This window comes from Comamonas testosteroni, from assembly GCF_030505195.1.
In the GTDB taxonomy this organism is placed as follows: domain Bacteria; phylum Pseudomonadota; class Gammaproteobacteria; order Burkholderiales; family Burkholderiaceae_C; genus Comamonas; species Comamonas testosteroni_G.
Window position 1 is genome coordinate 5,147,281 of record NZ_CP129672.1, and the last position, 23,757, is coordinate 5,171,037.

The window sequence follows — 23,757 nt, forward strand, 5'->3', positions numbered from 1 at the left end:
GCACTAAATTGGTGCACTCATACATGAGATACATCGCTTATGCAGTTGGTTCACGTTCAATCGAAAGTGGCCGCGCACATTGTGTCTCAACTTGATGCGCAGCAATTCCGAAAAACATGGGTCGATGCAAAAAAGTAGGCTGAGCCCAAGTTTCAAGCTGCCGGTCAGGGTGTCATCTGGCTCGAGCGCTGTCCTGCCATAAAGGGAAGAGGTTTGCAGGCTGGGGAGGGCTGCAGGACGAAGCAGGTGATGCTGACTTGGCCTTGGTTCTGTACCCCAAATATTGGGGAAGTGGCAAAGCCATCTATCAGGAAATTATCAATCGTGCTTTCACCATCGTGGGCTTGAGTTCCATCACTATTGTGCTTCCGGCCTCAAGAAAAAGAATTAGAGGGATTTTCAGGCTGAGATTTAAGGAAGATAGCGAGTTTGATGTCGATGGCGTTCAATTTCTGCGCTTTCGCCTCTATGACTCCGGTAATTCCGAAGGCTAGGAAAGTTAGTAATGGTTTTGGGTTAGCCGCCGTTTGTTAATTGCAGTCCTTTTGACGGGCAGCTGACGGCCAGAGGCCGTTATCGCAAGTCGTCAACTCTATGACTGCCTCTGGTTATCCGCTTCAGCAGGTTTTCAGTGACTGGCACGAGAGCGCGGGCAAGGATTTTCTCGTGAGGAGGAGCAGTCCTGCTGTTTTTCGGAGCTCATAAACTGAGGGTCATTGGTTCAAATTCGGCCCATTTCAACCAAAGACGAACTGTTGGAAGCGGTCAAGGCTTTTGCGATTCGAATAGGCTAGTTAATCACTGCGCGACATTCTCTGGCACATGCGCGACAGGCATCGGCGCACCTTTGGCAATGTCCGTGGAGATGTTGCCCGCATTCATTGGCACAAGCCAAGCATACTTCACTGCATAACTTGCAAAAGTGCTTAGCCAGTTCACTGTTACGAGCCATTGAATTAACGGCCAAGCTGCATACAGCAGCGCAATCGATATCAAGTTCTATGCAGCCAGCCATCGATTTCACATCATCCTCTTTCAGGCACTCGGCAATGCAAGAATTGCAGGCGGTCACGCATACGTTGCATGCATCAATGCATGCTTGGTACTGATGAGATGAGTTCATTGACGTCTCCTTAGGGGTTAATTCACTTTCTAATCCAATGCCCATTAGTTATCTGTAGGTCGCAATGCCTAGCGTTGGTCCATTTACATTTCGTTTTCTGAGTTACTGTGGGTGCTGCAACTCCAACCCACGTTCGGCTGGGTGGCTGCCTCCAAAGGCTGTTTGATGGGCTAAGGCAGACCACTCTTGTGGATTGAGGCGCGGTTGGCAATACACATGCCAGAGTACCGTCTCGACCCAGGGCTGCGCTTGATGCCACGCACTGGCATAGAGCCGACCAAGCCCATGGCGAGGATTCAATGTCACTATCTTTGGATCAAGTCGACTGCCCAAAGTTGTTACAGACAACCCGTGCATATCCCCGCGTCGAGCGAGCCAGGCCCTGCGCTGACTCAGGCGCTGCTCCTCATTAGCGCATGTACAACGGAATGACGACGCTCAGGGGCAGACGCTCATTTGACGAACTCCTGCAGGGCAGGGTGCACGAACGCCAAATCGGTATACATGCGTTTGATCTTGAACCTTAACCAGACTCAATGCACCATCAGCACTGGTAAGGTCATGGATTGAAGCACCGAGCGCGCGGCCCCCCCCCAGCACCCACTCGCGTGCGCGACTATGGCCATAGCAGCCCATCACGAGCATGTCAGCGTCCAAGTCGGAGGCGAGGGATAGCAGAGCCGCCCCAGCATCGCCTTGCTCCCCCCCCCACCGTCGTGCATGGTCGCGACGACTCCGTGGCTCTTTAGGTAATGCTACTGTGCCTGAAAAACAAGGTCGGGGGTATCGCCATAGCAGACAACGTGTACGTGGTCAGCGCGAACGAGCCAAGGCAAAGCGGCTGAAATGGCGCGCGCAGCCTCGCGCGTCTGCTTCCACGCCACCAGCACGTTGCGGCCGATCTGAGCAGTCGGGCCAGCGTAGGGCAGTACCAAGGCTGGCCGGCCAGTCTCGATCAGCAGGTTGGGAACGAAGTCGGGCGGTGTTCCGGATGACGCCTCATCCATGGCGTCACGCTGGCCTAGCACGATCAAATCGGAATATAGGGCCTGCCGCGCAAATTCCCAGGGAGCACCGCCTGCCACCTCGGCCCAAGTCAGGCGTGGTGATGCTGCACTGGCGGCCAGGAAGGCTGAGCGAGCCTGATCACGGTATTCATCGTCTAGTTTGGCCAGTTCACCTGCAATCATGGCGCCTCCCTCAATCGCTAGCGGGTAGCGCAGCAGCAAGGGCGTCACGCTGTACGTCGCCGTTGCCTTTGCGTTGAAGGTCTCGACGTACCACCCTTGGACTAACGGCATGGTCGAGCGCATGAACTGGACCATCAAGGAATCCACGATCAAGACGTATGAGTACGAGGGCCTGGAGCAGCTACGGAAGCATGTCCAGGCATTTATTCAAAGCTACAACTTCGGCAAGCACTTGAAGGCGCTCAGGTGGAAGACACCATTCCGGGCGATGTGTGAGGCATGGGAAAAAGATCCAAGCCGCTTTAGACTTCATCCGCACCATCTCACGGTGGGACTGAACATCTAAGGCCGGAAGTCGTATGTTGCTTCCGACCAAGAAGTTCAATTAAATCAAGAGGATGCCAGACGATGATGAGGTGCTACGACTTCCAAGCTCTTATGAGGTTGGAAGTCAGATAAGCATTGATCTGATTTCACCAAATGCATATATATCGCTAATTTCTTATCATGATAACAATGAATCATTCTGCAGTTGGCGTGCTCTGAAATCTTCAGCCCACTTCGGGAATTCGCTGGCTGGCATAGGTTTCGCAATAAAGTAGCCTTGAGCAATATCACATCCAAGTTCTTTGAGCAGATCCCAGTGCTCTTTGGTCTCTACCCCTTCGGCTACCGTCTTGCGTCCGAGATCATGCACGAGATCAATGGTCGATCGCACTATCGTTGCCGAATCTTTGTCGTGGTCCATTGCAGAAACAAAAGACTGGTCAATCTTGATGTAATCTACCGGCAATTTTTGAAGATAGCTTAATGAAGAATATCCGGTTCCAAAGTCATCGACATAAAGAGGGATGCCAGCATTGCGCAGTTCTCTTAGTGCTTTTAACGCATAATCGGCATTCTCCATTACAGTGCTTTCGGTAATCTCAACTTCCAGTAAGCCTGCGGAAACCGTGCGCTCTGAATGCCATTGACGATACTTGTCAAAGAGTTTCTCATCTCTGAAGTTTCGTGCGGAGATGTTTACAGCAATTGGAATAGCACAGCCTTTTTATTGCCAGTTCTGCAGAAGATCAAGAGCAGCAACGATCACCCATTCTGTCAATGGTTTTATCAAGCCGGTTTGCTCTGCTAGGTCTATAAACAGACCAGGAGGAATTAAACCTTTGATAGGGTGCATCCAACGAACCAACGCTTCTGCACCGCAGACGTTCCCTGTTAAAAATTCAACTTTAGGTTGCAAGAAAATCCGTAGTTGATTGCCGATAATTGCTCGCCGAAGCTCGCCAGCCATCGTCAATCGCCCAGCTTGATTCTTTTGATACGACGTATCAAATACACAACGGCTCAGTCCGCGAGCTTTGGCCTGAAAGGTGGCTTTTCCCATTCGACGCAATATGTCATCGGCGGTCTTGCCATGTTCGGGAAACAGCGCGATGCCAATTCTGGCACTAACATCCAATTCAATATCGGCAACTTGAAATGGCCGTGAAATATGCATTTCCAAGTCATCGGCCAGCGCCGTAGCAGACTCCATATCCTTCGCTGGGGCAATCACTGCGAATTCGTCCCCGCGCAAGCGCGCGACATACGCAGATTCAGGAGCATAGTGCTTCAAGCGCTGTCCGAAATCTCGCAGTATACGGTCGCCATTGCTAAAACCTAGAACGTCATTGATTTCTCCAAGACGTTCAATATTGAATTGCAACGCGGCAAGTGGCGCTGGAAGAGCATTCGTATCACTGATTTTTGCAGTCAATACCTCTTGGAACTCTATAGCATTGGGAAGTCCTGTGAGCGAGTCATGGCGCAGAATGTGGTTCATCTCTGCTTGTACCCGTTGTTGCTCATTGCGCGTTCGCAAAGTAGAAATGCCAAACGCTAAATCGTCCGCCGAATCCGTCAGCAGAGCAATCTCATCCTCGCCGAACGCGTTCGTGTCAGTGTCATAGATTGATAGGGCACCGATAACGTTTCCATTTACTAACAAAGGACAGGATGCGCCGGATTTCAATTTTCCAAGCTTATCGCGCCAACGAATATGCTTTGGATCTATGTGCAAGTCCTGAATACACTGCACCTTTCCGCTGCGAATTGCAGTGGCTGTCAGGCTTTGGCCCTGCACTGAATCAGAAGCCATGATCCCTAGATCGCGAAGTGCAGCGAGACCACCAGGGTAGTTGCACTCTGCCATGGGGGTAAGGTCTTCATTTGTATCGCCGCTTACATACCAAACAGCGGCCATTCCGTAACCTCCAGAAGTAACAATGGCGCGGCACATGCTTTCAAGTAGGTTCTGCTCTTCCGTGGCTCGGAGCATGGTGCGATTCCCCGCACTTAATGTTCGCAAAGCGCGGCCAATGCGCTCTAGCTCATAAACTCTTTGCTCTAGTTCCGCATTGAGCGTCTGTATACGTTCTTCATATTTTTTTCGTTCAGTGATGTCCGTGCCCAAGATATAATAGCCATCAATATCTCCATTGGCTTGGAGCCTCGGAATATACTGAATAGTTTGCCATAACCCTGGGGAAGGTTGCCAGTCATAGGTTTGTGATTCACCCGCAATAACGTTACCGATCAACGAACCTACAAGGGCATATCGTTGCTCCCCAAGAATGTCTTTTACAGTTTCACCTGTAATGTCATCGCGATTAGGTGCAAAGAATTCTCGATACTGCGAGTTGACGTAGACGTATCGTTGCTCTGAATTGACATAGGCAATTAACGCGGGAACAGTACTAATGACATTGTTTAAGTGATTCTGACTTTCATGCCATTCCATAGTCCGCCTATGGACGTCAGCTTTTAAGGCTGAGTTATGTTCCCGGATGATTCGTTCTGCAGTGCGCTCCGTCGTAACATCACGAAAGACCAGTACTGCGCCTCGTAGTTGACCCTTGGAGTCGCGAATCGGGGCTGCACTATCGGAAATCGGACATTCGGTTCCATCTCTGGCAATGAGTGAAGTGTGGTCGGCGAGCGTCTGAACACTCCCAGTGGACAACACTGCTTCAATAGGAATCTGAGCAGGTTTGCGGGTCTGCTCATGGATGATATCGAATACCTCCCCGATAGAGCGACCTAGTGCCTGGTCGAGTGGCCAACCTGTGAGCCTCTCTGCCACGGAGTTCATGCGAGTAACTCGTCCCTCAGTGTCAGTGGCCAGTACTGCGTCACCAATCGAATGCAAGGTGGTTGCAAGGTTCTCTTCATTGTCAGCCAGAGCACGCTGGCTGGCTTCAGATGCGCGTAGCTGTCGTCGTATCAGAAGATGGCATGCAGCCAGCAGGAGGATAAGTGTCGCAGCGACCAAGACTCCTGCAACTACAAATCGCTTTCGCGCTTGCGTATGTTCTGCTTCAAGCTCAGCCAGTTGTTGGCGAACCCGATCGTCCATTTCGGTCAGCAGTTCGTACGTTCTGGAGCGGGTAGACGCGAGAGGAGCTGTTGCTGCAAATGCAGTCGCAGCCTCCTGCCCCTGTGTTTTGCGTAAATTTTCGATCTGGCGCGAGATGCTCATGCGCTGGTCAATAAGCTTACGCAGTTCTTGCCATCGAACCTGTTGATCAGGATTTGCAATAGTGAGCTGCTGGACGTTTTCCAGTGATAGCTCTCTCCCTGCTATCGCTGCGTCTCTCTCTTCCAAATGGTCCGTGCTACCTGTCAGTCGGAAATTCTGAGTGGCTAATTCCGCTTGTAATGAATATCCTCTGATACGAGCAAGATTGTTGAGCAGTTGCTGTGTGCGTGCCACCATTTGAGCGGCTTGGGTTGCGTCGTCAGCGACCTCCCAGGTTGATAGTGCCAACCCGCTAACAACCAGGGTTGCTGCTCCAAATGCGACTACAACCTTGGACTCAAAACTGGACCATCGCATCATAAAAAGCGCTCCTACGCTAGATGCTGCCCGCAACAAGCCGTCTTCACTTACTGCGGTGCTAGGCTTAGATCACTGCCCATGCATGGGCTTCGGAACACTCCTAGCTTGGAATGTGCAGACGTACCAAGCCTCAATGGACTGATACAAGGCAGAATATACAAGCAATATGCATTTTGTTTCAGTTGCAGTGCGGCGGAAACAACTTAGAAGACTCTTCAAATTCTGGACTTGATGATTTAACTAATCTCAATAAGATTTGAGACTGAAGCACTACAGTAGACAGACAAAAAGTTAACAGTTAGAAGTAGCGACTTGGCGCACAGAATTAATGCGATCAAGACGCATTACAGGATTTTTTAATTTGCAGAATTCTCATTTCCTTACGTTTGAGTAAAGACAGGCAAAAAAATGCCCGGCCTTCTAGCGAAGGCCGGGCAATACGTTAGAGCGGAGTGCCACTAAGACTGGCTAACACCACCGATCTACGAAGCGTGCGCAGATGATCGCCGCCGCCAATTTCAGCAGCGCTTCGTGGATATCCAGCCGTCGTTCAAAGCGGATTCGCAGCTTGCCAAAGCCTGCAAACCAGTTGTGCGTCCTCTCTACCACCCAGCGGTGTTTGCCCAACCTTTCACTGCTCTCAACGCCTCGTCTGGCAATTCGGCTGGCGATACCCCGCTGTCTCAGGTGAGCATGGCATCGTTGGTAGTCGTAGCCTTTGTCGGCGTGCAGCTTGGCTCGCCTTTTACGGGGGGCGCCCTGCCAAGCCTGCAATCGCAGGAATTGCATCCACGCACTTCTCGAACATCTTGGAGTCATGTCTGTTCGCACCGTTGACCAAGACAGACCACCAGTGGGAGACCTCTGTGGACCTTGAATCGACCAGCCTTTCCTATCGCGTGGTCTCAATGCGATACCTAATGGCTTGAATATTTAGACTGATTGGTCTATATTTCCTGCATGCCAACGGATGTACTTCTCAAGCCCCGGCGGGGTAGGCCCCCAAAGTTGCGAGTCGACGATGTCGACACGCGCGAGTTGCTCATGCGTGCGGGCTTGGAGGTGCTCACTGAAAAAGGCTTTGCCATGGCGGGCATCGATGAAATCCTGTCGCGGGTGGAGGTGCCGAAAGGCTCGTTCTATCACTACTTCGCCAGCAAAGAAGCCTTCGGCCTAGAGCTCATAGAGCGCTATGCCAGCTACTTTGCGTACAAGCTCGACAGCCACTTTGGCAGCGAGGCACTTGCGCCATTGGCCAGGCTCGACGCGTTTGTTGCGGATGCGGTGTCTGGGATGGAGCGCTACGACTTCAAGCGAGGTTGCCTGATTGGCAACTTAGGGCAGGAAATGAACGGTCTGCCTGAGTCCTTTCGCGCTCGCTTGGCCAAGGTTTTCAAAGACTGGGAAACGCGGACGATGGTATGTCTGGAGGCTGCCAAGGCACAAGGGCAGATTGCACACGCTGCCGATACTGCAGAGTTGGCCTGTGTCTTTTGGATCGGATGGGAAGGTGCTGTACTGCGTGCCAAGCTGGAGCGCAGCGCCCAGCCGCTCCATTTCTTTGCGCAATTTTTTGCTGCGGGTCTGCCAAAGGCCTGATTTTTTTGCCATTTACCAGACGATTGGTCTAATTGATAAGGAGTGTCGATGTTCAATGGAATCTTGATCACCAAAGGCGATGATGGCTATCAGGCCAGGTTTCAGCGTATTGAAGAGTCGTTGCTGCCACCGGGCGACGTGCTTGTGCGCGTCTCCCACTCCACGATCAACTACAAGGATGCGCTGGCGATCACCGGTAAAGGGCCGGTGGTGCGCAAATTTCCGATGGTGCCGGGGATCGATCTGGTCGGGCAGGTCGAGCATTCCTCCCACGCCGCGTTCAAAGAGGGGGACTGGGTTCTGCTCAACGGCTGGGGGGTAGGCGAGGTCCACTGGGGTGGCCTTGCACAACTGGCGCGTCTGAATGGGGATTGGCTGATCCCGCTGCCTGCGGGTTTCTCTCCCCGGCAGGCCATGTCCATAGGTACCGCAGGCTATACCGCCATGCTTTGCGTCTTGGCGCTGGAGCGCCATGGCGTTCAGCCAGGCGACGGCGAAATCGTGGTGACGGGGGCGGCAGGCGGTGTGGGAAGTGTGGCCATTGCCATCCTGTCCAAGCTCGGGTACTCCGTGGTAGCGGTTACCGGGCGCACCGATGAGGCTGACTACCTGCTTGATCTTGGAGCCCAAGAGGTTTTGCACCGCGCGCAATTTGCAGAACCCGGAAAGCCGCTTGGCAAGGAGCGCTGGGCTGCTGCTGTGGACGTTGTGGGTAGCCACACCCTCGCCAACTTGTGTGCCACGACCCGCTACGGCGGCGTGGTGACGGCCTGCGGGCTGGCTGCGGGCATGGATTTCCCGTCCACAGTGGCGCCTTTCATCTTACGAGGAGTGACGCTCGCTGGCGTCGACAGCGTCATGCGGCCCAAGGCGGACCGGATTGAGGCCTGGTCGCGGCTGGCGACTGATCTGGATCTGCAAAAACTAGGTGCCATCTGCCACGAGGTGCCTTTGACCGATGTGATTCCGTTGGCGACGGAACTTTTGAACGGGCGAGTCAAGGGACGCATCGTCGTCGATGTGAACCGTTGATTCGCCGCCCACGTTGGAGGCCTACCAGCAGTTTGCGGAGCCTGCTTAAGGGTTGTTGCGGATGACGCTGCTACTGACAAACGAAAGCGGCTAGATAGCCGCTTTCGCGGCACAGCAGTCGCCTGCGAGAAAATCACGAGCGGCAGCAACGGGTCGCTTCCTGCCGCTCCTGTAGCCTGAAAATCCCACTGGCCGATACATCCGTCGCCAGGGTTGGATCTGGCTGTTGGCGACAAAACAACACATACGGGCCGCTGAACGCTTGCCAATTTGTCAGCCTTGGTGCCAAAGCCTGTGCTACTTTGTGCCAAAGCTCGCGCAAATTTGTGCCAAAGGCCGCGCAACGCAACTCTCAAACGCAACTTGCATGGCTGTGATGGTCGCTAAATGAATGCCTCAGTGCGACATTTTTACATGGTAGAAAACCAGGGAAAAAAGGCTGTTTCCCTATGAAAACACCTTGCGAAAGTTGAGCTAAATCCTTGAGTCTTGTACAAGACTTGAAAAAATCGGCCCGGTTGCGCGTAGAATTTTGTATTGTGGGAACGCATTGCATCAAGAAAGTGTCGTCCCGCTGTGTCAGGCCCCATTGCGCAAGCCCGGGATGCAGGCCCAAGGCACCTTTCCCCCTTTTTTCACAACCTGAGACAAGAGATGAGTACGCAGCAACCCACCATCATCTACACCTTGACTGACGAGGCTCCCCGCCTGGCCACCAGCGCATTCCTGCCCGTGATCCGTGCTTTCGCAGCACCGGCCGGCATCAATGTGGAGACCAGCGATATCTCGCTGGCAGGCCGTATCTTGGGCGAGTTCCCCGACTTTCTTACCGAAGCCCAACGCGCTCCGAACAATCTGGCTGAACTGGGCAAGCTGACGCTGACGCCTGAAGCCAACATCATCAAGCTGCCCAATATCTCCGCATCCGTGGGCCAGCTGCAAGACGCGATCAAGGAATTGCAGGGCAAGGGCTATGCCATCCCCGACTATCCTGAAACCGCCACGACCGATGCCGAAAAGGACATCAAGGCACGCTACAACAGGTGCATTGGCTCTGCCGTGAACCCCGTGCTGCGCGAAGGCAACTCGGATCGCCGCGCGCCTGCTGCGGTCAAGAACTACGCCAAGAAGCACCCCCATTCCATGGGTGAGTGGAAGCAGTGGTCGCAAACCCATGTGTCGCACATGGAAGAGGGCGACTTCTATCACGGCGAAAAGTCCATGACGCTGGACAAGGCCCGCGAAGTGAAGATGGTGCTGGAGGCCAAGTCCGGCAACAGCATCGTTCTGAAGGACAAGGTCAAGCTGCAGGCTGCAGAAGTGATCGATTCCATGTTCATGAGCAAGAAGGCCTTGTGCGCTTTCTATGAAAAGGAAATCGAAGACTGCCGCGAGTCGGGCATCTTGTTCTCGCTGCACGTGAAGGCCACCATGATGAAGGTGTCCCACCCCATCGTGTTCGGTCACTGCGTGAAGATTTTCTACAAGGAAGCCTTCGAAAAGCACGGCAAGCTGTTTGATCAGCTGGGCGTGAACGTGAACAACGGCATGGCCAATCTGTACGAGAAGATTGAGACCCTGCCTGCTTCGCAGCGCGAAGAAATCATCCGTGACCTGCACAAGTGCCAGGAGCACCGTCCGCGTCTGGCCATGGTCGATTCCGCCAAGGGCATCACCAACTTCCACTCGCCCAATGACGTGATCGTGGATGCTTCCATGCCCGCCATGATCCGCGTGGGCGGCAAGATGTGGGCCGCTGACGGCAAGCCTTACGACTGCAAGGCCGTGATGCCTGAGTCCACCTTTGCCCGTATCTACCAGGAAGTGATCAACTTCTGCAAATGGCACGGCAACTTCGACCCCAAGACCATGGGCACCGTGCCCAACGTGGGTCTGATGGCGCAAAAGGCCGAAGAGTACGGCTCGCACGACAAGACGTTTGAGATCGCCGAAGACGGCGTGGCCAACATCGTGGACATCGCCACCGGCGAAGTGCTGCTGAGCCAGAACGTGGAAGCTGGCGACATCTGGCGCATGTGCCAGGTCAAGGATGCTCCTATCCGCGACTGGGTGAAGCTGGCTGTGACCCGTGCCCGCAACTCCGGCATGCCTGCCGTGTTCTGGCTGGACCCCTATCGTCCCCACGAAGCCGAGTTGATCAAGAAGGTGCAGACCTACTTGAAGGAATACGACACCAACGGCCTGGAAATCCACATCCTCTCGCAAGTGCGCGCCATGCGCTACACGCTGGAGCGCGTGGCCCGCGGTCTGGACACCATCTCGGTGACCGGCAACATTCTGCGTGACTACCTGACCGACCTGTTCCCGATTCTGGAACTGGGCACCTCGGCCAAGATGCTGTCCATCGTGCCTCTGATGGCGGGTGGCGGCATGTACGAAACCGGTGCTGGTGGCTCCGCTCCCAAGCATGTGCAGCAGTTGGTGGAAGAAAACCACCTGCGCTGGGACTCGCTGGGCGAATTCCTGGCCCTGGCTGTCTCGTTCGAAGATCTGGGCATCAAGGAAAACAATGCCCGCGCCAAGCTGCTGGCCAAGACTCTGGACGAAGCCACCGGCAAGCTGCTGGACGAAGACAAGTCGCCTTCGCGCCGCACCGGCGAGCTGGACAACCGTGGCTCACAGTTCTACATCGCTCTGTACTGGGCCCAGGCTCTGGCTGCTCAGACCGAAGATGCAGAACTGGCGGCCAAGTTCGCCACTCTGGCCAAAACTCTGGCCGAGAACGAAGCCAAGATCGTGGCCGAGATGAAGGAAGTGCAAGGCAAGGCTGCCGATATCGGCGGCTACTACATGCCCGACGTGGCCAAGCTGGACGCCGTGATGCGCCCCAGCGCCACCTTCAACGCCGCCATCGCGTCGGTGTAAGCCAGCTTGCCTCGCAGAGCGGGTTGCCCCGCCTGCGTGCAGGCAGTTCCCCCTAAAAAGCCGGTGGACCTGAAATGGTCTCCGGCTTTTTTTGTACCCGGCCGCAGTAGTTGCTATATAAATAGAAGCTGCCTGTGCATGATGTATAAGCACTGCAGCTTGATTTGATTCGAATTTATGAAAGGCGCTCCATGCCGCTGTACCAGTGCCCGTGCTGCGACTACTTCTCGCTCGATGACCGTGGCGAGTACAGCATCTGCAGCGTCTGCTTCTGGGAGGACAGTGGCTGGGATGTGGACTGCCCGGATGAATACTCCGGCCCCAACCATATGACGCTGCGCGAAGGTCGGCGCAACTTTCAGCGCTTTGGTGCCTGCGATTACCGAATGCGCAAGAGCGTGCTCCCACCGGCAGCGCGCAACCGCTATCGGCATGGACCGCGCGTTCTGAGTCAAGTGGCATCAATCCGCGTGGGGCGGTGATTGCCGAGCCTCGTCAACCCAGCGCAGAAATCGTATGCCTGGATGCTGGTGCAGCAGCGGATAGCGTTGGCGGTGGTAGCAGTCCCAATAACTGGTGGCCTGCTGCTTGCAGATGATCACAAAGCCAGGGTTCTCGGCCGCAAAACGACCGTAGCTGCGTGGCGATAGCCTATGGGTCTGGGCGGTCAGATGCTCGGCAATTTCCAGCACATACTCGCCCGCCGCGCGCACCACAAACGGCAGCACCCAGTCGCAGTCATGCGCCAGCAACTGGCGCAGACAGGTTTCGCGCACATGGCCGTTGGCGTGGCGGCTGCCCAGGCACAGGGCCAGTTGCTGTGTGGGGCCGCTGCTTTGTTCAATGCATTGCTGCAGCGCGCGTTCGTCGTAGTACACGCGGTAGGGCGCATGCAGCAATTCGCCATTGATGCTGATCGTGAAGCCGGGGCAGGGCTCGAATGCCTGCGACTTGCCCAGTTTCTGCAGCAGCGCAGCGACGGTATCGCTCAGCGCTTGCGGAAACTGGGGCCGGTAGAGCATGAAGGATGCTGATGCTGGCGGCGCTTAGCGATTGAAGGGCGCGCCGCCCAGCTTGGTGCCTGCCTTGATGCCGCGCTTGGTAAACCAGCCCTGGTTCATCTCCAGCACGTAGCGCACGGGCTTGGCCGAGCAGTGAGAGTCTTCGCTCATGGGTTTCATGTCGGCCAGATTGACGATGGTGCCGTCATCGGCCACAAAGGCCGCTGTCAGGGGCAGGATGGTGTTGCGCATCCAGAAGCACTGCACGCCGGGTACTTCGAAGACAAAGAGCATGCCTTCTTGCTGCGGCATCTCCTTGCGGAACATGAGACCAATCTCGCGTTGCTGCGGCGTGACGGCCAGCTGGGTGTCGATGCGGTACATACCGGCCGTCAGGTCGATGCGGCGCAGATTCATCTGGGGCTGACCTTGATCGCCGGCCATTGCCGGTGCGGTGCCCAGCAGTCCGAACAGGGCCGCTGCGGCTAGCAACATGGTGCGCGCACGCCAGCCGCATTGGCGTGAGTCAGAGGTTTGGCTGGAGAAGTTCTTCATAAGCCTTGCATGCCAAAAAAGAGTCGAAAGCCGACAGCCTAAGGCATTGGGGCTGAATGTCGCCTGAAACCCGCATGCCACAAACCACAAAGCCCGCAGAAATCTGAATTCTGCGGGCTTTTCGCGCTTGTCGGCAGCGGGTGCGACACCTCAGGTTCCGGATCCCGTGCCGGTGCGGCCTTTAGCGCTCGTCAGGCAGCGGGCTTGGCAGCTTTCTTGGTGGTGTGCTTGGCGTGCGACTTGGCAGGCTTGTGCATGGACTTGGCATGCTTGGCTGCGGGGGCCGGTGCTGCAGCGGGCGCCGCAGCGGGGGCGGCAGGTGCTGCTGCGGCCGGCATGGCCGCAGGTGCGGTGGCTGCGGCTGGGGCAGCGGGGGTGGCAGGTTTCGCAGGTGCAGCGGCTTGAGCGAATGCGCCAGCGGCGAACGTACCGGCAATCAGGACAGCGAGTAGTTTTTTCATGTGTGCCAATTTCCTCAAGATGCGGCAATGCCTGGTTTCAGGGTTTGTTCAGCGCAGGCCATCTGCGCCTCACAGTCTTTCAACGGCCTTGCTGTGCCGGCGTTGACAGGTATTTACCGGTAGTTTCTTAGAATTTGTGCGGTGTAGTGATGTCAGAATTCGGTCATATGCAAAATGCACCAGCAAGGTGCGCCGACGCACACCATCAAGGACTAGGAGATTCCAGAGCATGAGCGCTTCCCAGCACATCCAGGTACCGTCGCAGGGCGAGAAAATCACCGTCAATGCGGACAAGACGCTGAACGTTCCCGATCAGCCCATCATTCCGTTCATTGAGGGCGATGGTGTCGGTGTTGATGTGACGCCGGTGATGCGCAAGGTGGCTGACGCTGCCGTTGCCAAGGTCTACGGCGGGCAGCGCAAGATTGCCTGGATGGAGGTGTATGCGGGCGAGAAGGCCACGCGCGTCTACGGCCCCGATGTCTGGCTGCCCGAGGAAACCGTGGCTGCCGTGCGCGACTATGCCGTGTCCATCAAGGGCCCGCTGACCACGCCCGTGGGCGGCGGCATCCGCTCGCTGAACGTGGCACTGCGCCAGGAGCTGGATCTGTATGTCTGTCTGCGTCCCGTGCAGTACTTCAAGGGCGTGCCTTCGCCGCTCAAGGAGCCCGAGAAGACAAATATGGTGATCTTCCGCGAGAACTCGGAGGACATCTACGCGGGCATCGAATACGCGGCCGGCAGCGAGAAGGCGAAAAAGCTCATCGACTTCCTGGCCAAGGAATTGGGCGCCAACAAGATCCGCTTTCCCGAAACCTCGGGCATCGGCATCAAGCCCGTCTCGCGCGAGGGCACTGAGCGCCTGGTGCGCAAGGCCATCCAGTACGCCATCGACAACAACAAGCCCAGCGTGACCCTGGTTCACAAGGGCAACATCATGAAGTACACGGAAGGCGCCTTCCGTGACTGGGGCTACGCGCTGGCGCAGCGCGAGTTCGCCGCCGAGCTGATCGACGGCGGCCCCTGGTGCCGCATCAAGCACCCGAAGACGGGCAAGGACATCATCATCAAGGACTCGATCACCGACGCCTTCTTGCAGCAGATTCTGATGCGCCCGGCCGAGTATTCGGTGGTGGCCACGCTCAACCTCAACGGCGACTACATCTCGGATGCGCTGGCCGCGCAGGTGGGCGGCATCGGCATTGCTCCCGGTGCCAATCTGTCGGAGAGCATTGCCTGCTTCGAAGCCACCCACGGCACGGCACCGCGCTATGCGGGCAAGGATTATGTGAACCCCGGCTCCATGATTCTCTGCGCCGAGATGATGCTGCGTCATATGGGCTGGCGCGAGGCAGCGGATCTGATCGTCGAGTCGCTGGAAAAAGCCATCCAGAGCAAGCATGTGACCTATGACTTCGCTCGCCTGATGGACGGAGCGACCCAGGTGTCCTGCTCGGGCTTCGGGGATGTGGTGATCTCGATGATGGACTGAGCTGTGCGGTCTGCCCGGCAGCTTGCAGCAGCTGCCGGCACTGCTTTCTCAGCGGCCGCACCGTCTCCACGGTGCGGTTTTTTATGCCGGCGGCCTGGCGCTTGTAGTCCTGGGGCTGGCGTGCAAAGCCTCGAAAGTATGTCGATGTGTATCGGCTTTAAAGCGTGCAATACACAAATGGCAATTAATTTCAGGTGAGGCTATGGCTCCTTCCTCCAATGACGGGCGCTGGTACTGGCTTGCAGTGGCGTTTCTGATGCTGCTGATGGGCTTGTTCATGACCATCGGCGGCGGTGTGCTGCTGGGCAAGGGAGGCAGCTGGTACTTTGTGCTGATGGGGCTGGCGCTGCTGACATCGGCAGCACTCCTGTTGGCGCGGCGCAGGGCCGGAGCCCATGTCTATGCGCTGGCCTTTGTGTTGACCCTGGTATGGGCCTGGTGGGATGCGGGCTGGGAGTTCTGGCCGCTGGTCTCGCGCCTGATGGTGTTTGCCGTGCTGGGCCTGCTGGTGGCCCTGGGCTATGCACAGCTTGAGGCGGGCAAGCTGGTCATGAACGACTACGGACGCCTGGGGGCCGCAGTGTCGGTGGTGGTGCTGGGCCTGGGCATCGTCGCGACGGCCGTCAGTGCCTTCTCGCCCAAGGGCGTGATGGCCCCCGAGGTCACCGAGGTGCCCTCGGTCAGCTCCATGGAGCTCAAGCCTTCGGACTGGACGGATTGGGGGCAAGGTCCGGCAGGCCAGCGTTTTGCGGCCCTTGAGCAGATCAGCCGCAACAATATCGACAAGCTGGCCGTGGCCTGGACGGCCCGCACCGGCGATGTGCCCCAGAGCACGGGCTCGGGTGCCGAAGATCAGAACACGCCGCAGCAGATCGGGGACCGCCTGTATGTCTGCACGGCCTACGGCAAGGTGCTGGCGCTGGATGTGGACACGGGCGAGGAGAAATGGAAATTCGACCCCGAGGCCAAGTCACCCAACTGGCAGCGCTGCAGAGGTCTGGGTTACTTCGATGGCAACGAGGCCGCCATCAAGGCCTCGGGCGCACTCGGCAAGCCCGCAGAGGTTGCGCCCGGCTGCAGGCGTCGGCTGTTTGTGCCCACCATCGATGCACGCCTGGTGGCGCTGGACCCCGACTCCGGCAAGCCATGCACCGACTTCGGCAAGGACGGTGTGCTGGATCTGACCCAGGGCATGGGCGAGGTCAAGCAGGGCTGGTATCAGCAGACCTCGGCGCCGCTGGTGGCCGAGAACCTGGTGATCGTGGGCGGCCGCGTGGCCGACAATTTCTCGACCGACGAGCCCTCGGGCGTGGTGCGTGCCTTTGATGTGCATAGCGGCAAGCTGGTCTGGGCCTGGGACCCGGGCAATCCCGACATCACCGGGCAGCCGCCGCAGGGGCAGACCTATACGCGCAACTCGCCCAATGTCTGGGGCGGCATGTCCTATGACGCCAGATTGGGGCTGGCCTATCTGGGTACGGGCAATGCGACGCCGGACTTCTATGCGGCCCAGCGCACTGCGGAGATGGAGAAGAACAGCTCCGCCATCGTGGCCATGGATATCAGGACCGGCAAGCCGCGCTGGCTCTACCAGACCGTGCACCACGATCTGTGGGACTTCGACATCCCGTCCCAGCCCGCTTTGGTCGATGTGCCCAATGCCCAGGGCGGGGTGGACCCCGCGCTGCTGCAGGTGACCAAGCAGGGCATGATCTTCATGCTCAACCGCGAGAGTGGCGAGCCTTTGGCAGAGGTGCAGGAGCTGCCCGTGCCGCAAGGCCATGTGCCCGGCGAGCGCTATGCGCCCACCCAGCCGCATTCCACTGGCATGCCCAATATCGGCAATCAGACCCTCAAGGAGTCCGATATGTGGGGGGCCACACCCTTCGATCAGCTGCTGTGCCGCATTGCCTTCAAGGACATGCAGCATCAAGGCGTGTTCACGCCGCCAGGCATGGGGCCGACGCTGCAGTTTCCGGGCTCGCTGGGCGGCATGAACTGGGGCAGCGTCTCCGTAGACCCGATCAGCCAGACCATGTTCGTCAACGATATGCGCCTGGGTCTGGCGAACTACATGATTGCGCGCGCCGATATGAAGCCCGGCGCCAGCGGCATCGAGATGGGGGCCGTGCCCCAGGAGGGCACTCCGTTCGGCGCCATGCGTCAGCGCTTTCTGTCGCCGCTGGGCATTCCCTGCCAGAAGCCGCCCTTCGGCACCATGACGGCGGTGGATCTGAAGTCGCGCCAGATCAAATGGCAGGTGCCCGTGGGCACGGTGCGTGACACCGGTCCTCTGGGCATTCCCCTGTGGCTGCCAATTCCCATCGGCATGCCCACGCTGGGCCCCTCCATGGTCACCAAGTCGGGGCTGCTGTTCTTCACAGGGACTCAGGACTTTTATCTGCGCGCCTTCGACAGCGCCAACGGCAAGGAGATCTGGCGCTCGCGCCTGCCCGTGGGCAGCCAGGGCGGGCCGATGAGCTATGTCTCGCCCAGAACCGGCAGGCAGTATGTGGTGATCACTGCCGGCGGTGCGCGCCAGTCGCCCAAGCGCGGCGACTATGTGATCGCCTATGCACTGCCGCAGTAGCGACGGGGTGTGCAGCCGCCGGCAGCGGGGCTGCAATGCGGCAGCGAGATTCTAAAATGATAGCTGCTTGCGCTTGATATATAAGGATCTTAGATGGAAAAGTGTCTGAGTTCTTTTATTGGCAAGCGCTGCAAGCTATGAATAAAGGAGTTTCTGCCGCGCAGGCCATGCCACTCAGCGCGGTGGCAGCTCGCAGCCGTCGGGGCCGCAGCTGGGGTCGCCACTGGTGTCAGTGTCGCCGGCCTGCTGCTGGTTGAGCTCGGCAATCTGCTCGGCCCAGGCGGCCAACTGCTGCTTCCAGCCGTCGACATCGCCCAGCCATTCGCCGATCTCGACGCGCTGCACGGCGCGCTGGCCGGCCTGCTCGGGGTGGTCGAACTCCAGCGCCAGGGTGGGGAAGCCCTGGCCCTGCACCATGCCCAGCCATTGGCGGCTGTCGGCAATATGCTGCGCGGTGGCCGCACCGCTTTGCTCGGCGTAGGCCGCGTCATAGGCTGCGCTGTCCAGGCCGATACCGGCCGCCAGCTCACGCAGCACGGCGGGCTCGCTGATGCGGCGGCCTTCCACGTAATGGGCTTTTTGCTCGGCAGCCAGCATCTCCAGGCCCTTGCCGGCCAGCGCTTGGGCGGCCAGCAGGGCTGTGGTCGGGGGCTCGGAGTCCAGCGGCGCGCCGATGTCATTGAGCAGACCGTTGAGATAGGCATCGCCAAAAGGCTGGCCCGTCATCTCGGCAATGCGCTGGTCGCTGGGCATGACTTTGTCACGCCAGTCCGCAGTGATGGTGCGCGTGTGGGCTCCGGTCAGCATGCCGCCGGCATGCCATTGAACCTCGATGCCGGGCACTTCGCGCGCGGCCTTGACCAGCGGGGCGGCGGCATAGCACCAGCCGCACAGGGGATCGAAAATATAGTGCAGCACCAGAGCGGGCAGCTGGGATGTGTTCATGGTTGGGCGACCAGCAAGGTCGGTGGATTTTGCAAACAAGCTTCAATGTAAGCGCTGCCGGGGGCTGCCGTTGCGCAACGCGGGCGATGACCTTGGCGCCGGTCTTGGCAAAATGGCTGCATTGTCCTTCGCTACCTTGCCTGTCCATGCGCCTGAATGTCACGCCGCCGCCCCAGCCCTCGCCAGAGTCCGAGCCCTCCCCGCAATCCGTGGCACGGCGCAGCACCGTGCTGTTTCTGCTGTTCTGGCTGGTGGTCATGGCCGTGATGTATCTGGCCATGCAGCATTTTCTCAAGCCGGCCCAGGCCAAGGTCATGGCTGACGGCACGGTGCGCATAGAGCGCGGCCTGGATGGGCATTTCCGCGTCAAGGGCTATGTCAACGACCAGCCCGTCACCTTTTTGGTCGATACCGGGGCCACCTCGGTCAGCGTGACCGATGCGCTGGCCGAGCGTGCCGGCCTGGAGGGAGGCGAGAAAGTGCGTTTTCGCACGGCCAACGGCGAACGTGACGGCCGCATCGTCACCGCCGACGAGGTCCGCATCGCCAGCGTGCGTGTGCGCGACGTGCGCGTGGGTACGGGCTATACGGGCGACGATAGCGACGACGCCTTGCTGGGCCAGAACTTTCTGCGCTTCTTCGATGTGCAGATGAGCGGCGATGAAATGCTGCTGCGCCCGCGCAAGTGAGTGCAGCCAAGACACTGGCCGTGATTTTGCGCACTTGAGCGAGTCATCGGCCGCAGCAGCCCAAAAGCGATCGCAGACTGGATTAAAGTAGGGCGCTTTGCCAACCGGCAAACAGGAATAGTGCACTGTGCGCGGGCCTCACACGGGCCTGTTGCGGTTGCTGCACTTGCCGCTCATGGGTGAAAGACATGTTCCGGGACTGTTGCCATTCAATGGACCGCAGGCGAAAGCTGGCTGCGGCAGACGACACTCAATGGACTGGTTAACCCAACTCTTCAAAGCCCTCAACGATATTGTCTGGGGCGTTCCCATGATCGTGCTGATTCTCGGCACGGGCTTTTATCTGCAGATCCGCCTGGGCTTCATGCCGCTGCGCAACATCGTGCGCGGCTTTCGCATGATCTGGCGCAGCCGCCGTCCCGGCGACAAGGCCGATGGCGACATCACGCCCTATGCTGCGCTGATGACGGCACTGTCGGCCACAGTGGGCACAGGCAATATTGCCGGCGTGGCCACGGCCATTGCCGTGGGCGGCCCGGGCGCACTGTTCTGGATGTGGATGACGGCGTTGCTGGGCATGGCCACCAAGTATGGCGAGGTGGTGCTGGCGGTGAAGTACCGCGAGAAAAACGACCACGGCCAGTGGGTGGGCGGCCCGATGTACGCCATCAAGAACGGCCTGGGCAGCAAGTGGAAATGGCTGGGTACGCTGTTTGCCATCTTTGGCGGTCTGGCCGGTTTCGGCATCGGCTCCATGGTGCAGTCCAACGGTATTGCATCGGCCATGCACACGGCTTTCGGTCTGGAGAACTGGATCACGGGCCTGGGCCTGGCCGTGCTTACCGGCGCAGTGGTGCTGGGGGGCATCACCCGCATCGGCGCGGTGGCCGAAAAGCTGGTGCCTGCCATGTGCGTGACCTATGTGATCTGCGTGCTCTATGTGCTGGGCGTGTACTTCGACCGCATTCCGGCTGCTTTTGCACTGATCTTCGAGCAGGCCTTCAACCCCACGGCGGCCACGGGTGGCTTTTTGGGCTCCACGGTGCTGATGGCCATTCGCATGGGCGTAGCGCGCGGCATTTTTTCCAACGAAGCGGGCCTGGGCACGGCCGGCATCGCCCAGGCTGCCGGTGCCACGCGCGACCCCGTGTTTTCGGGGCTGGTAGGCATGATGGGTACTTTCATCGACACCATCATCGTCTGCACCATGACCGGGCTGGCCATCGTGGTCAGCGGCGTCTGGAACTCTGGCGCTACCGGGGCCGTTCTGTCCACCCAGAGCTTTGAGGCCGCCATGCCCGGCGTGGGCAAATATGTGCTGGCCGTTTCGCTGTCGGTATTTGCCTTCACCACGATTCTGGGCTGGGCCTATTACGGTGAAAAATGCTGGACCTATCTGGTGGGCACCGTCTGTGAAAAGCCCTTCCGCATCTTCTGGACCATCAGCGCCTTTGTGGGGGCGGTGGCCACGCTGGACTTTGCCTGGCTGGTTGCCGATACGCTGAATGCGCTGATGGCGATTCCCAATCTGATCTCGCTGCTGCTGCTCTCGCCCGTGATCGTGCAGCTCACGCGCGAATACTTTGCGCGCCAGGATAATCAGGCCTGATCATTTCGCCGGCTTCAGGCACTTGACGCATCAGTGCTTGAGCTTGAGCTGAGCTGACCTCACCTCACCTCACACAGGGCGCAGTTGTGCAAGCAGCTGCGCCCTGTGCTGTTTTGGGGCGGTGGCTGAAGCAGCCCCGCATATCTGCGAAAATACGCCCCACACAGGGAATGACTGTTGCGGGCAATCTTGCTGCAGCCGTTGTGCGTATCGAGGCTCGATCCACGCCCTTGCTTCGTGGCCTGCCGGCTTCATCTTGAGATGAGACTGCAGGTTTTTCATGTTGCCGAGCCTCAGGTCGAATCGCCGCGTTGTCGCGATTCCCGCTTTGCGCCCGACCACACGCCATTGCCCGGCAGCCATGCAGGCCGTCAGGCGCAGCCATGGATAGTCTGCCGTGTCCCACCGCCAGCCCGTTCGCGTTCCCGAACGTCACCAGTTTGATGCCTTGATCGATGCCCGCTCGCCCGCCGAGTTTGAGCTTGACCATATCCCCGGCTCCATCAACTGTCCGGTACTGAGCAATGCCGAGCGCGCCGAGATCGGCACCATCTACAAGCAGGTCAGCCCTTTTGAGGCCAAGCGTCTGGGGGCGGCCTATGTGTCGGCCAATCTGGCACGCCATCTGCGCGAAACCTTTGCCGACAAGCCTGCGAACTGGAAGCCCCTGGTCTATTGCTGGCGCGGCGGCCTGCGCAGCGGCTCCATGGTGACCTGGCTGCGTCTGGTCGGCTGGGATGCACAGCAGCTGGCCGGCGGCTACAAGGCGTTTCGCGGCCATGTGATCGCGCAGCTTGAAAGCCTGGTGCCGCAGCTGCAGATGCGCGTGCTGTGCGGCGCCACCGGCTCGGCCAAGACCCGCGTGCTGCACGCGCTGGCCCAAAGCGGCGAGCAGGTGCTGGACCTGGAGGGCTATGCCAGCCACAAGGGCTCCTTGCTGGGCGGCCTGCCCGGCATCGAGCAACCCAGCCAGAAACGTTTCGAGACCCTGATTGCCGAGCAGCTGGAGAGCTTCGATCTCTCGCGTCCCGTCTATCTGGAAGGCGAGAGCGCCAAGATCGGCCGCGTCGGCCTGCCGCTGGTACTGGTGCAGCATCTGCACAAGGCTCCGGTCATCGAAGTGCGTGCAACGGCGGCCGCACGCCTTTCCTATCTGCTGCGCGACTATGCCTACCTGGGCGACGATCCCGAAGTGCTGGCCACCAAGCTGGGCTGGCTCAAGGAGCTGCAGGGCAAGGAGACCGTGAGCCGCTGGCAGCAATGGGCTCGGGAAGGGGAGCTGCCTGCGCTGTTCGAAGAGCTGATGCTCAGGCACTACGACCCGCACTACGAGCGCTCCCAGTCAAATCACTTCGAGCAATGGCCCCGGCGCCAGGTTCTGGAGACAGACCAGCTATCGGAGGAGGCCATCGCCGCTCTGGCGCAGCAGATCATTGCACTGCAGGCGCGCTGAGGCGGACTGCCTGTTCAAACCTGCCAGCTGAAATGGGCCGGTGCGGTGCGCACTAGTCCAGCTTCATCACCATCAGCACCTCGTCGAAATACTCGCCGTCAACGTACAAGGCCGCGGGCTCCCGCCCATATTCGCGAAAACCTGCCTGCTCATACAAGCGCAGTGCGTTGCCGTTGCCGGCATTGCAGCCCAGCATCAGCTGTCGCAAGTTCAGCGCTCTGCCGTGCTCAACAGCAGTCTCCAGCAGGCGGCAGGCCAGGCCATGGCCTCGGGCCGGTGCAGCCACGTACATGGCAAAGAGATGGCCTTTGTGCGCGGTCTTCTCCCCATGGTCGCGATACAGGCCCAGGCTGGCGCAGAGTCTGCCGTCTGCATCAAAGCCTCCCCACATGGCCTGACCCTGGGCGCCGCTGAAGCGGCTCAGCAGTTGCGTATCGCCGAGTGCCTGCTCGGTCGCGGGCGTGGCACCGAAGGCTGCGGGGCATTCGGTCAGAGCCTGCAGGCGCAGGGCGCGATAACTGCAAAGGTCGGACTCGGTCAGCTGGCGTATGTCATATTGCATGGGCCGAGTTTAGACATGCTCGGCAAAAATGGGCACCAGCGACAGCAGCAGCAAACCGGCCATCACGCCGTTGAACATGCGCAGGGCCTGTGGAGTGCGCAGTGCGCGCCCCACGGTGCTGCCGAACAGGGTCCAGACGCTGATGCTGGGGTAGTTGACCAGGCCCAGCACCAGGGCCGACAGCATCAGGTTGACAAAAAAACCTTCGCGCGGCGTGTAGGTTGCTACCACGCCCACGGCCATGATCCAGGCCTTGGGATTGACCCACTGGAAGGCAGCTGCCTGCCAGAAGCTGAACGGACGGCTACCCGACTGGCCCTGGTCCACGCCGCCGGCACGGGCGATCTTCCATGCCAGCCAGATCAGATAGGCTGCGCCCACATATTTGAGCAGGGTGTAGATGCGTGGCTCGGCCTCGAACAGTTGGCCCAGGCCCGCGCCGATCAGCAGCACCATGATGACCACGCCCAGACAGATGCCCAGCATATGCGGCACGCTGCGGCGGTAGCCGAAAGTGGCCCCAGAGGCCGTCAGCATCACATTGTTGGGGCCGGGCGTGACGGAGCTGACAAAGGCAAACATGGCCAGAGGCAGGATGAAGGCAGAGGATTCAGGCAGAAATGACATGGCAAACCTTGGGGCTGCATAAGCGTTGTGCCTCTATACTAAAAGCTTGAATCAGTACACCAT

18 protein-coding genes and 3 pseudogenes are annotated in these 23,757 nt (G+C 58.6%); 11 read left to right on the forward strand and 10 right to left on the reverse strand.

The window, feature by feature from the left end; genetic code table 11:
- Window positions 1–257: 257 nt before the first annotated feature.
- Window positions 258–494, forward strand: a complete 237-nt coding sequence (locus QYQ99_RS23775; protein ID WP_302090302.1) for a hypothetical protein — start codon at window positions 258–260, stop codon at window positions 492–494.
- A 296-nt stretch (window positions 495–790) separates the two neighbouring features.
- Here QYQ99_RS23775 and QYQ99_RS23780 read toward each other — a convergent pair whose 3' ends face one another.
- Window positions 791–1,168 carry a four-helix bundle copper-binding protein gene (locus QYQ99_RS23780; RefSeq protein WP_409816033.1) on the reverse strand — a complete coding sequence of 126 codons (378 nt, stop codon included), beginning with the start codon at window positions 1,166–1,168 and terminating at the stop codon, window positions 791–793.
- 710 nt (window positions 1,169–1,878) lie between these two features.
- Window positions 1,879–2,424 (reverse strand): hypothetical protein, encoded by a 546-nt coding sequence (locus QYQ99_RS23785; RefSeq protein WP_302093294.1) that lies wholly within the window; start codon window positions 2,422–2,424, stop codon window positions 1,879–1,881.
- On the opposite strand from QYQ99_RS23785, the pseudogene QYQ99_RS23790 reads away from it, so the two are divergent.
- Window positions 2,402–2,659 (forward strand): annotated as a pseudogene (locus tag QYQ99_RS23790) (integrase core domain-containing protein); the annotation flags it as partial. The gene QYQ99_RS23785 and the pseudogene QYQ99_RS23790 overlap by 23 nt on opposite strands.
- Before the next feature lie 159 nt (window positions 2,660–2,818).
- Here QYQ99_RS23790 and QYQ99_RS23795 read toward each other — a convergent pair.
- Together QYQ99_RS23795 and QYQ99_RS23800 are read right to left on the reverse strand one after the other, a co-directional pair.
- A pseudogene (locus QYQ99_RS23795) lies at window positions 2,819–6,193 on the reverse strand (EAL domain-containing protein).
- Between the two features lie 468 nt (window positions 6,194–6,661).
- Window positions 6,662–7,037 (reverse strand): annotated as a pseudogene (locus tag QYQ99_RS23800) (transposase); the annotation flags it as partial.
- 116 nt (window positions 7,038–7,153) lie between these two features.
- Here QYQ99_RS23800 and acuR point away from each other — a divergent pair.
- The 4 genes from acuR (at window position 7,154) to QYQ99_RS23820 (ending at window position 12,192) form a co-directional block, all read left to right on the forward strand.
- The gene (acuR, locus tag QYQ99_RS23805) at window positions 7,154–7,792 is read left to right on the forward strand and encodes an acrylate utilization transcriptional regulator AcuR (RefSeq protein ID WP_304351642.1); all 639 of its coding nucleotides are present in this window, start codon (window positions 7,154–7,156) and stop codon (window positions 7,790–7,792) included.
- 48 nt (window positions 7,793–7,840) lie between these two features.
- Window positions 7,841–8,824, forward strand: coding sequence for an acrylyl-CoA reductase (NADPH) (acuI, locus tag QYQ99_RS23810; protein ID WP_302090305.1), 984 nt, complete (start codon window positions 7,841–7,843; stop codon window positions 8,822–8,824).
- A 654-nt stretch (window positions 8,825–9,478) separates the two neighbouring features.
- On the forward strand, window positions 9,479–11,710 hold the full coding sequence (locus QYQ99_RS23815) for an NADP-dependent isocitrate dehydrogenase (protein WP_302090306.1): 2,232 nt from the start codon (window positions 9,479–9,481) through the stop codon (window positions 11,708–11,710).
- Between the two features lie 191 nt (window positions 11,711–11,901).
- The gene (locus QYQ99_RS23820) at window positions 11,902–12,192 is read left to right on the forward strand and encodes a CPCC family cysteine-rich protein (RefSeq protein WP_302090307.1); all 291 of its coding nucleotides are present in this window, start codon (window positions 11,902–11,904) and stop codon (window positions 12,190–12,192) included.
- Here the strand turns inward: QYQ99_RS23820 and QYQ99_RS23825 are convergent.
- From QYQ99_RS23825 to QYQ99_RS23835, 3 genes are all read right to left on the reverse strand, one after another.
- The gene (locus QYQ99_RS23825; protein WP_302090308.1) at window positions 12,172–12,732 is read right to left on the reverse strand and encodes a hypothetical protein; all 561 of its coding nucleotides are present in this window, start codon (window positions 12,730–12,732) and stop codon (window positions 12,172–12,174) included. The genes QYQ99_RS23820 and QYQ99_RS23825 overlap by 21 nt on opposite strands.
- Before the next feature lie 24 nt (window positions 12,733–12,756).
- Complete coding sequence (locus QYQ99_RS23830; RefSeq protein WP_302090309.1) at window positions 12,757–13,266, reverse strand: DUF192 domain-containing protein; 510 nt, start codon at window positions 13,264–13,266, stop codon at window positions 12,757–12,759.
- Between the two features lie 191 nt (window positions 13,267–13,457).
- Entirely contained in the window at window positions 13,458–13,727 is a 270-nt protein-coding gene (locus tag QYQ99_RS23835; protein WP_302090310.1) for a hypothetical protein, read from the reverse strand.
- Window positions 13,728–13,956: 229 nt separating this feature from the next.
- Between QYQ99_RS23835 and icd the strand changes: the two genes are divergently transcribed.
- On the forward strand, window positions 13,957–15,219 hold the full coding sequence (gene icd, locus QYQ99_RS23840; RefSeq protein ID WP_302090311.1) for an NADP-dependent isocitrate dehydrogenase: 1,263 nt from the start codon (window positions 13,957–13,959) through the stop codon (window positions 15,217–15,219).
- A gap of 202 nt (window positions 15,220–15,421) precedes the next feature.
- On the forward strand, window positions 15,422–17,809 hold the full coding sequence (locus QYQ99_RS23845; protein WP_302090312.1) for a membrane-bound PQQ-dependent dehydrogenase, glucose/quinate/shikimate family: 2,388 nt from the start codon (window positions 15,422–15,424) through the stop codon (window positions 17,807–17,809).
- A gap of 174 nt (window positions 17,810–17,983) precedes the next feature.
- Here QYQ99_RS23845 and QYQ99_RS23850 read toward each other — a convergent pair whose 3' ends face one another.
- Entirely contained in the window at window positions 17,984–18,754 is a 771-nt protein-coding gene (locus QYQ99_RS23850) for a DsbA family protein (RefSeq protein ID WP_302090313.1), read from the reverse strand.
- A gap of 146 nt (window positions 18,755–18,900) precedes the next feature.
- Here QYQ99_RS23850 and QYQ99_RS23855 point away from each other — a divergent pair, with 146 nt between their 5' ends.
- The 3 genes from QYQ99_RS23855 (at window position 18,901) to mnmH (ending at window position 22,505) form a co-directional block, all read left to right on the forward strand.
- Entirely contained in the window at window positions 18,901–19,443 is a 543-nt protein-coding gene (locus QYQ99_RS23855) for a retropepsin-like aspartic protease family protein (RefSeq protein ID WP_302090314.1), read from the forward strand.
- A 253-nt stretch (window positions 19,444–19,696) separates the two neighbouring features.
- Entirely contained in the window at window positions 19,697–21,052 is a 1,356-nt protein-coding gene (locus QYQ99_RS23860) for an alanine/glycine:cation symporter family protein (RefSeq protein WP_302090315.1), read from the forward strand.
- 397 nt (window positions 21,053–21,449) lie between these two features.
- Window positions 21,450–22,505 (forward strand): tRNA 2-selenouridine(34) synthase MnmH, encoded by a 1,056-nt coding sequence (gene mnmH, locus QYQ99_RS23865; protein ID WP_302090316.1) that lies wholly within the window; start codon window positions 21,450–21,452, stop codon window positions 22,503–22,505.
- A 52-nt stretch (window positions 22,506–22,557) separates the two neighbouring features.
- Here the strand turns inward: mnmH and QYQ99_RS23870 are convergent, their stop codons facing one another.
- Window positions 22,558–23,067: a GNAT family N-acetyltransferase gene (locus QYQ99_RS23870; RefSeq protein ID WP_302090317.1), complete on the reverse strand. Its 510-nt coding sequence runs from the start codon at window positions 23,065–23,067 to the stop codon at window positions 22,558–22,560.
- 9 nt (window positions 23,068–23,076) lie between these two features.
- On the reverse strand, window positions 23,077–23,694 hold the full coding sequence (locus QYQ99_RS23875; RefSeq protein ID WP_291604148.1) for a LysE family translocator: 618 nt from the start codon (window positions 23,692–23,694) through the stop codon (window positions 23,077–23,079).
- Window positions 23,695–23,757 lie beyond the last annotated feature (63 nt).

What these genes read in the sequence shown, in the direction of transcription:
- QYQ99_RS23815 (WP_302090306.1), top strand. Translation starts at nt 9,479, where the DNA reads ATGAGTACGCAGCAACCCACCATCATCTACACCTTGACTGACGAGGCT.
- QYQ99_RS23850 (WP_302090313.1), bottom strand. Translation starts at nt 18,754, where the DNA reads ATGAACACATCCCAGCTGCCCGCTCTGGTGCTGCACTATATTTTCGAT.
- QYQ99_RS23870 (WP_302090317.1), bottom strand. Translation starts at nt 23,067, where the DNA reads ATGCAATATGACATACGCCAGCTGACCGAGTCCGACCTTTGCAGTTAT.
- QYQ99_RS23835 (WP_302090310.1), bottom strand. Translation starts at nt 13,727, where the DNA reads ATGAAAAAACTACTCGCTGTCCTGATTGCCGGTACGTTCGCCGCTGGC.
- QYQ99_RS23855 (WP_302090314.1), top strand. Translation starts at nt 18,901, where the DNA reads ATGCGCCTGAATGTCACGCCGCCGCCCCAGCCCTCGCCAGAGTCCGAG.
- QYQ99_RS23875 (WP_291604148.1), bottom strand. Translation starts at nt 23,694, where the DNA reads ATGTCATTTCTGCCTGAATCCTCTGCCTTCATCCTGCCTCTGGCCATG.
- acuI (WP_302090305.1), top strand. Translation starts at nt 7,841, where the DNA reads ATGTTCAATGGAATCTTGATCACCAAAGGCGATGATGGCTATCAGGCC.
- QYQ99_RS23830 (WP_302090309.1), bottom strand. Translation starts at nt 13,266, where the DNA reads ATGAAGAACTTCTCCAGCCAAACCTCTGACTCACGCCAATGCGGCTGG.
- QYQ99_RS23820 (WP_302090307.1), top strand. Translation starts at nt 11,902, where the DNA reads ATGCCGCTGTACCAGTGCCCGTGCTGCGACTACTTCTCGCTCGATGAC.
- acuR (WP_304351642.1), top strand. Translation starts at nt 7,154, where the DNA reads ATGCCAACGGATGTACTTCTCAAGCCCCGGCGGGGTAGGCCCCCAAAG.
- QYQ99_RS23780 (WP_409816033.1), bottom strand. Translation starts at nt 1,168, where the DNA reads ATGGGCATTGGATTAGAAAGTGAATTAACCCCTAAGGAGACGTCAATG.
- QYQ99_RS23860 (WP_302090315.1), top strand. Translation starts at nt 19,697, where the DNA reads ATGGACTGGTTAACCCAACTCTTCAAAGCCCTCAACGATATTGTCTGG.
- icd (WP_302090311.1), top strand. Translation starts at nt 13,957, where the DNA reads ATGAGCGCTTCCCAGCACATCCAGGTACCGTCGCAGGGCGAGAAAATC.
- QYQ99_RS23825 (WP_302090308.1), bottom strand. Translation starts at nt 12,732, where the DNA reads ATGCTCTACCGGCCCCAGTTTCCGCAAGCGCTGAGCGATACCGTCGCT.
- QYQ99_RS23845 (WP_302090312.1), top strand. Translation starts at nt 15,422, where the DNA reads ATGGCTCCTTCCTCCAATGACGGGCGCTGGTACTGGCTTGCAGTGGCG.
- QYQ99_RS23785 (WP_302093294.1), bottom strand. Translation starts at nt 2,424, where the DNA reads ATGCCGTTAGTCCAAGGGTGGTACGTCGAGACCTTCAACGCAAAGGCA.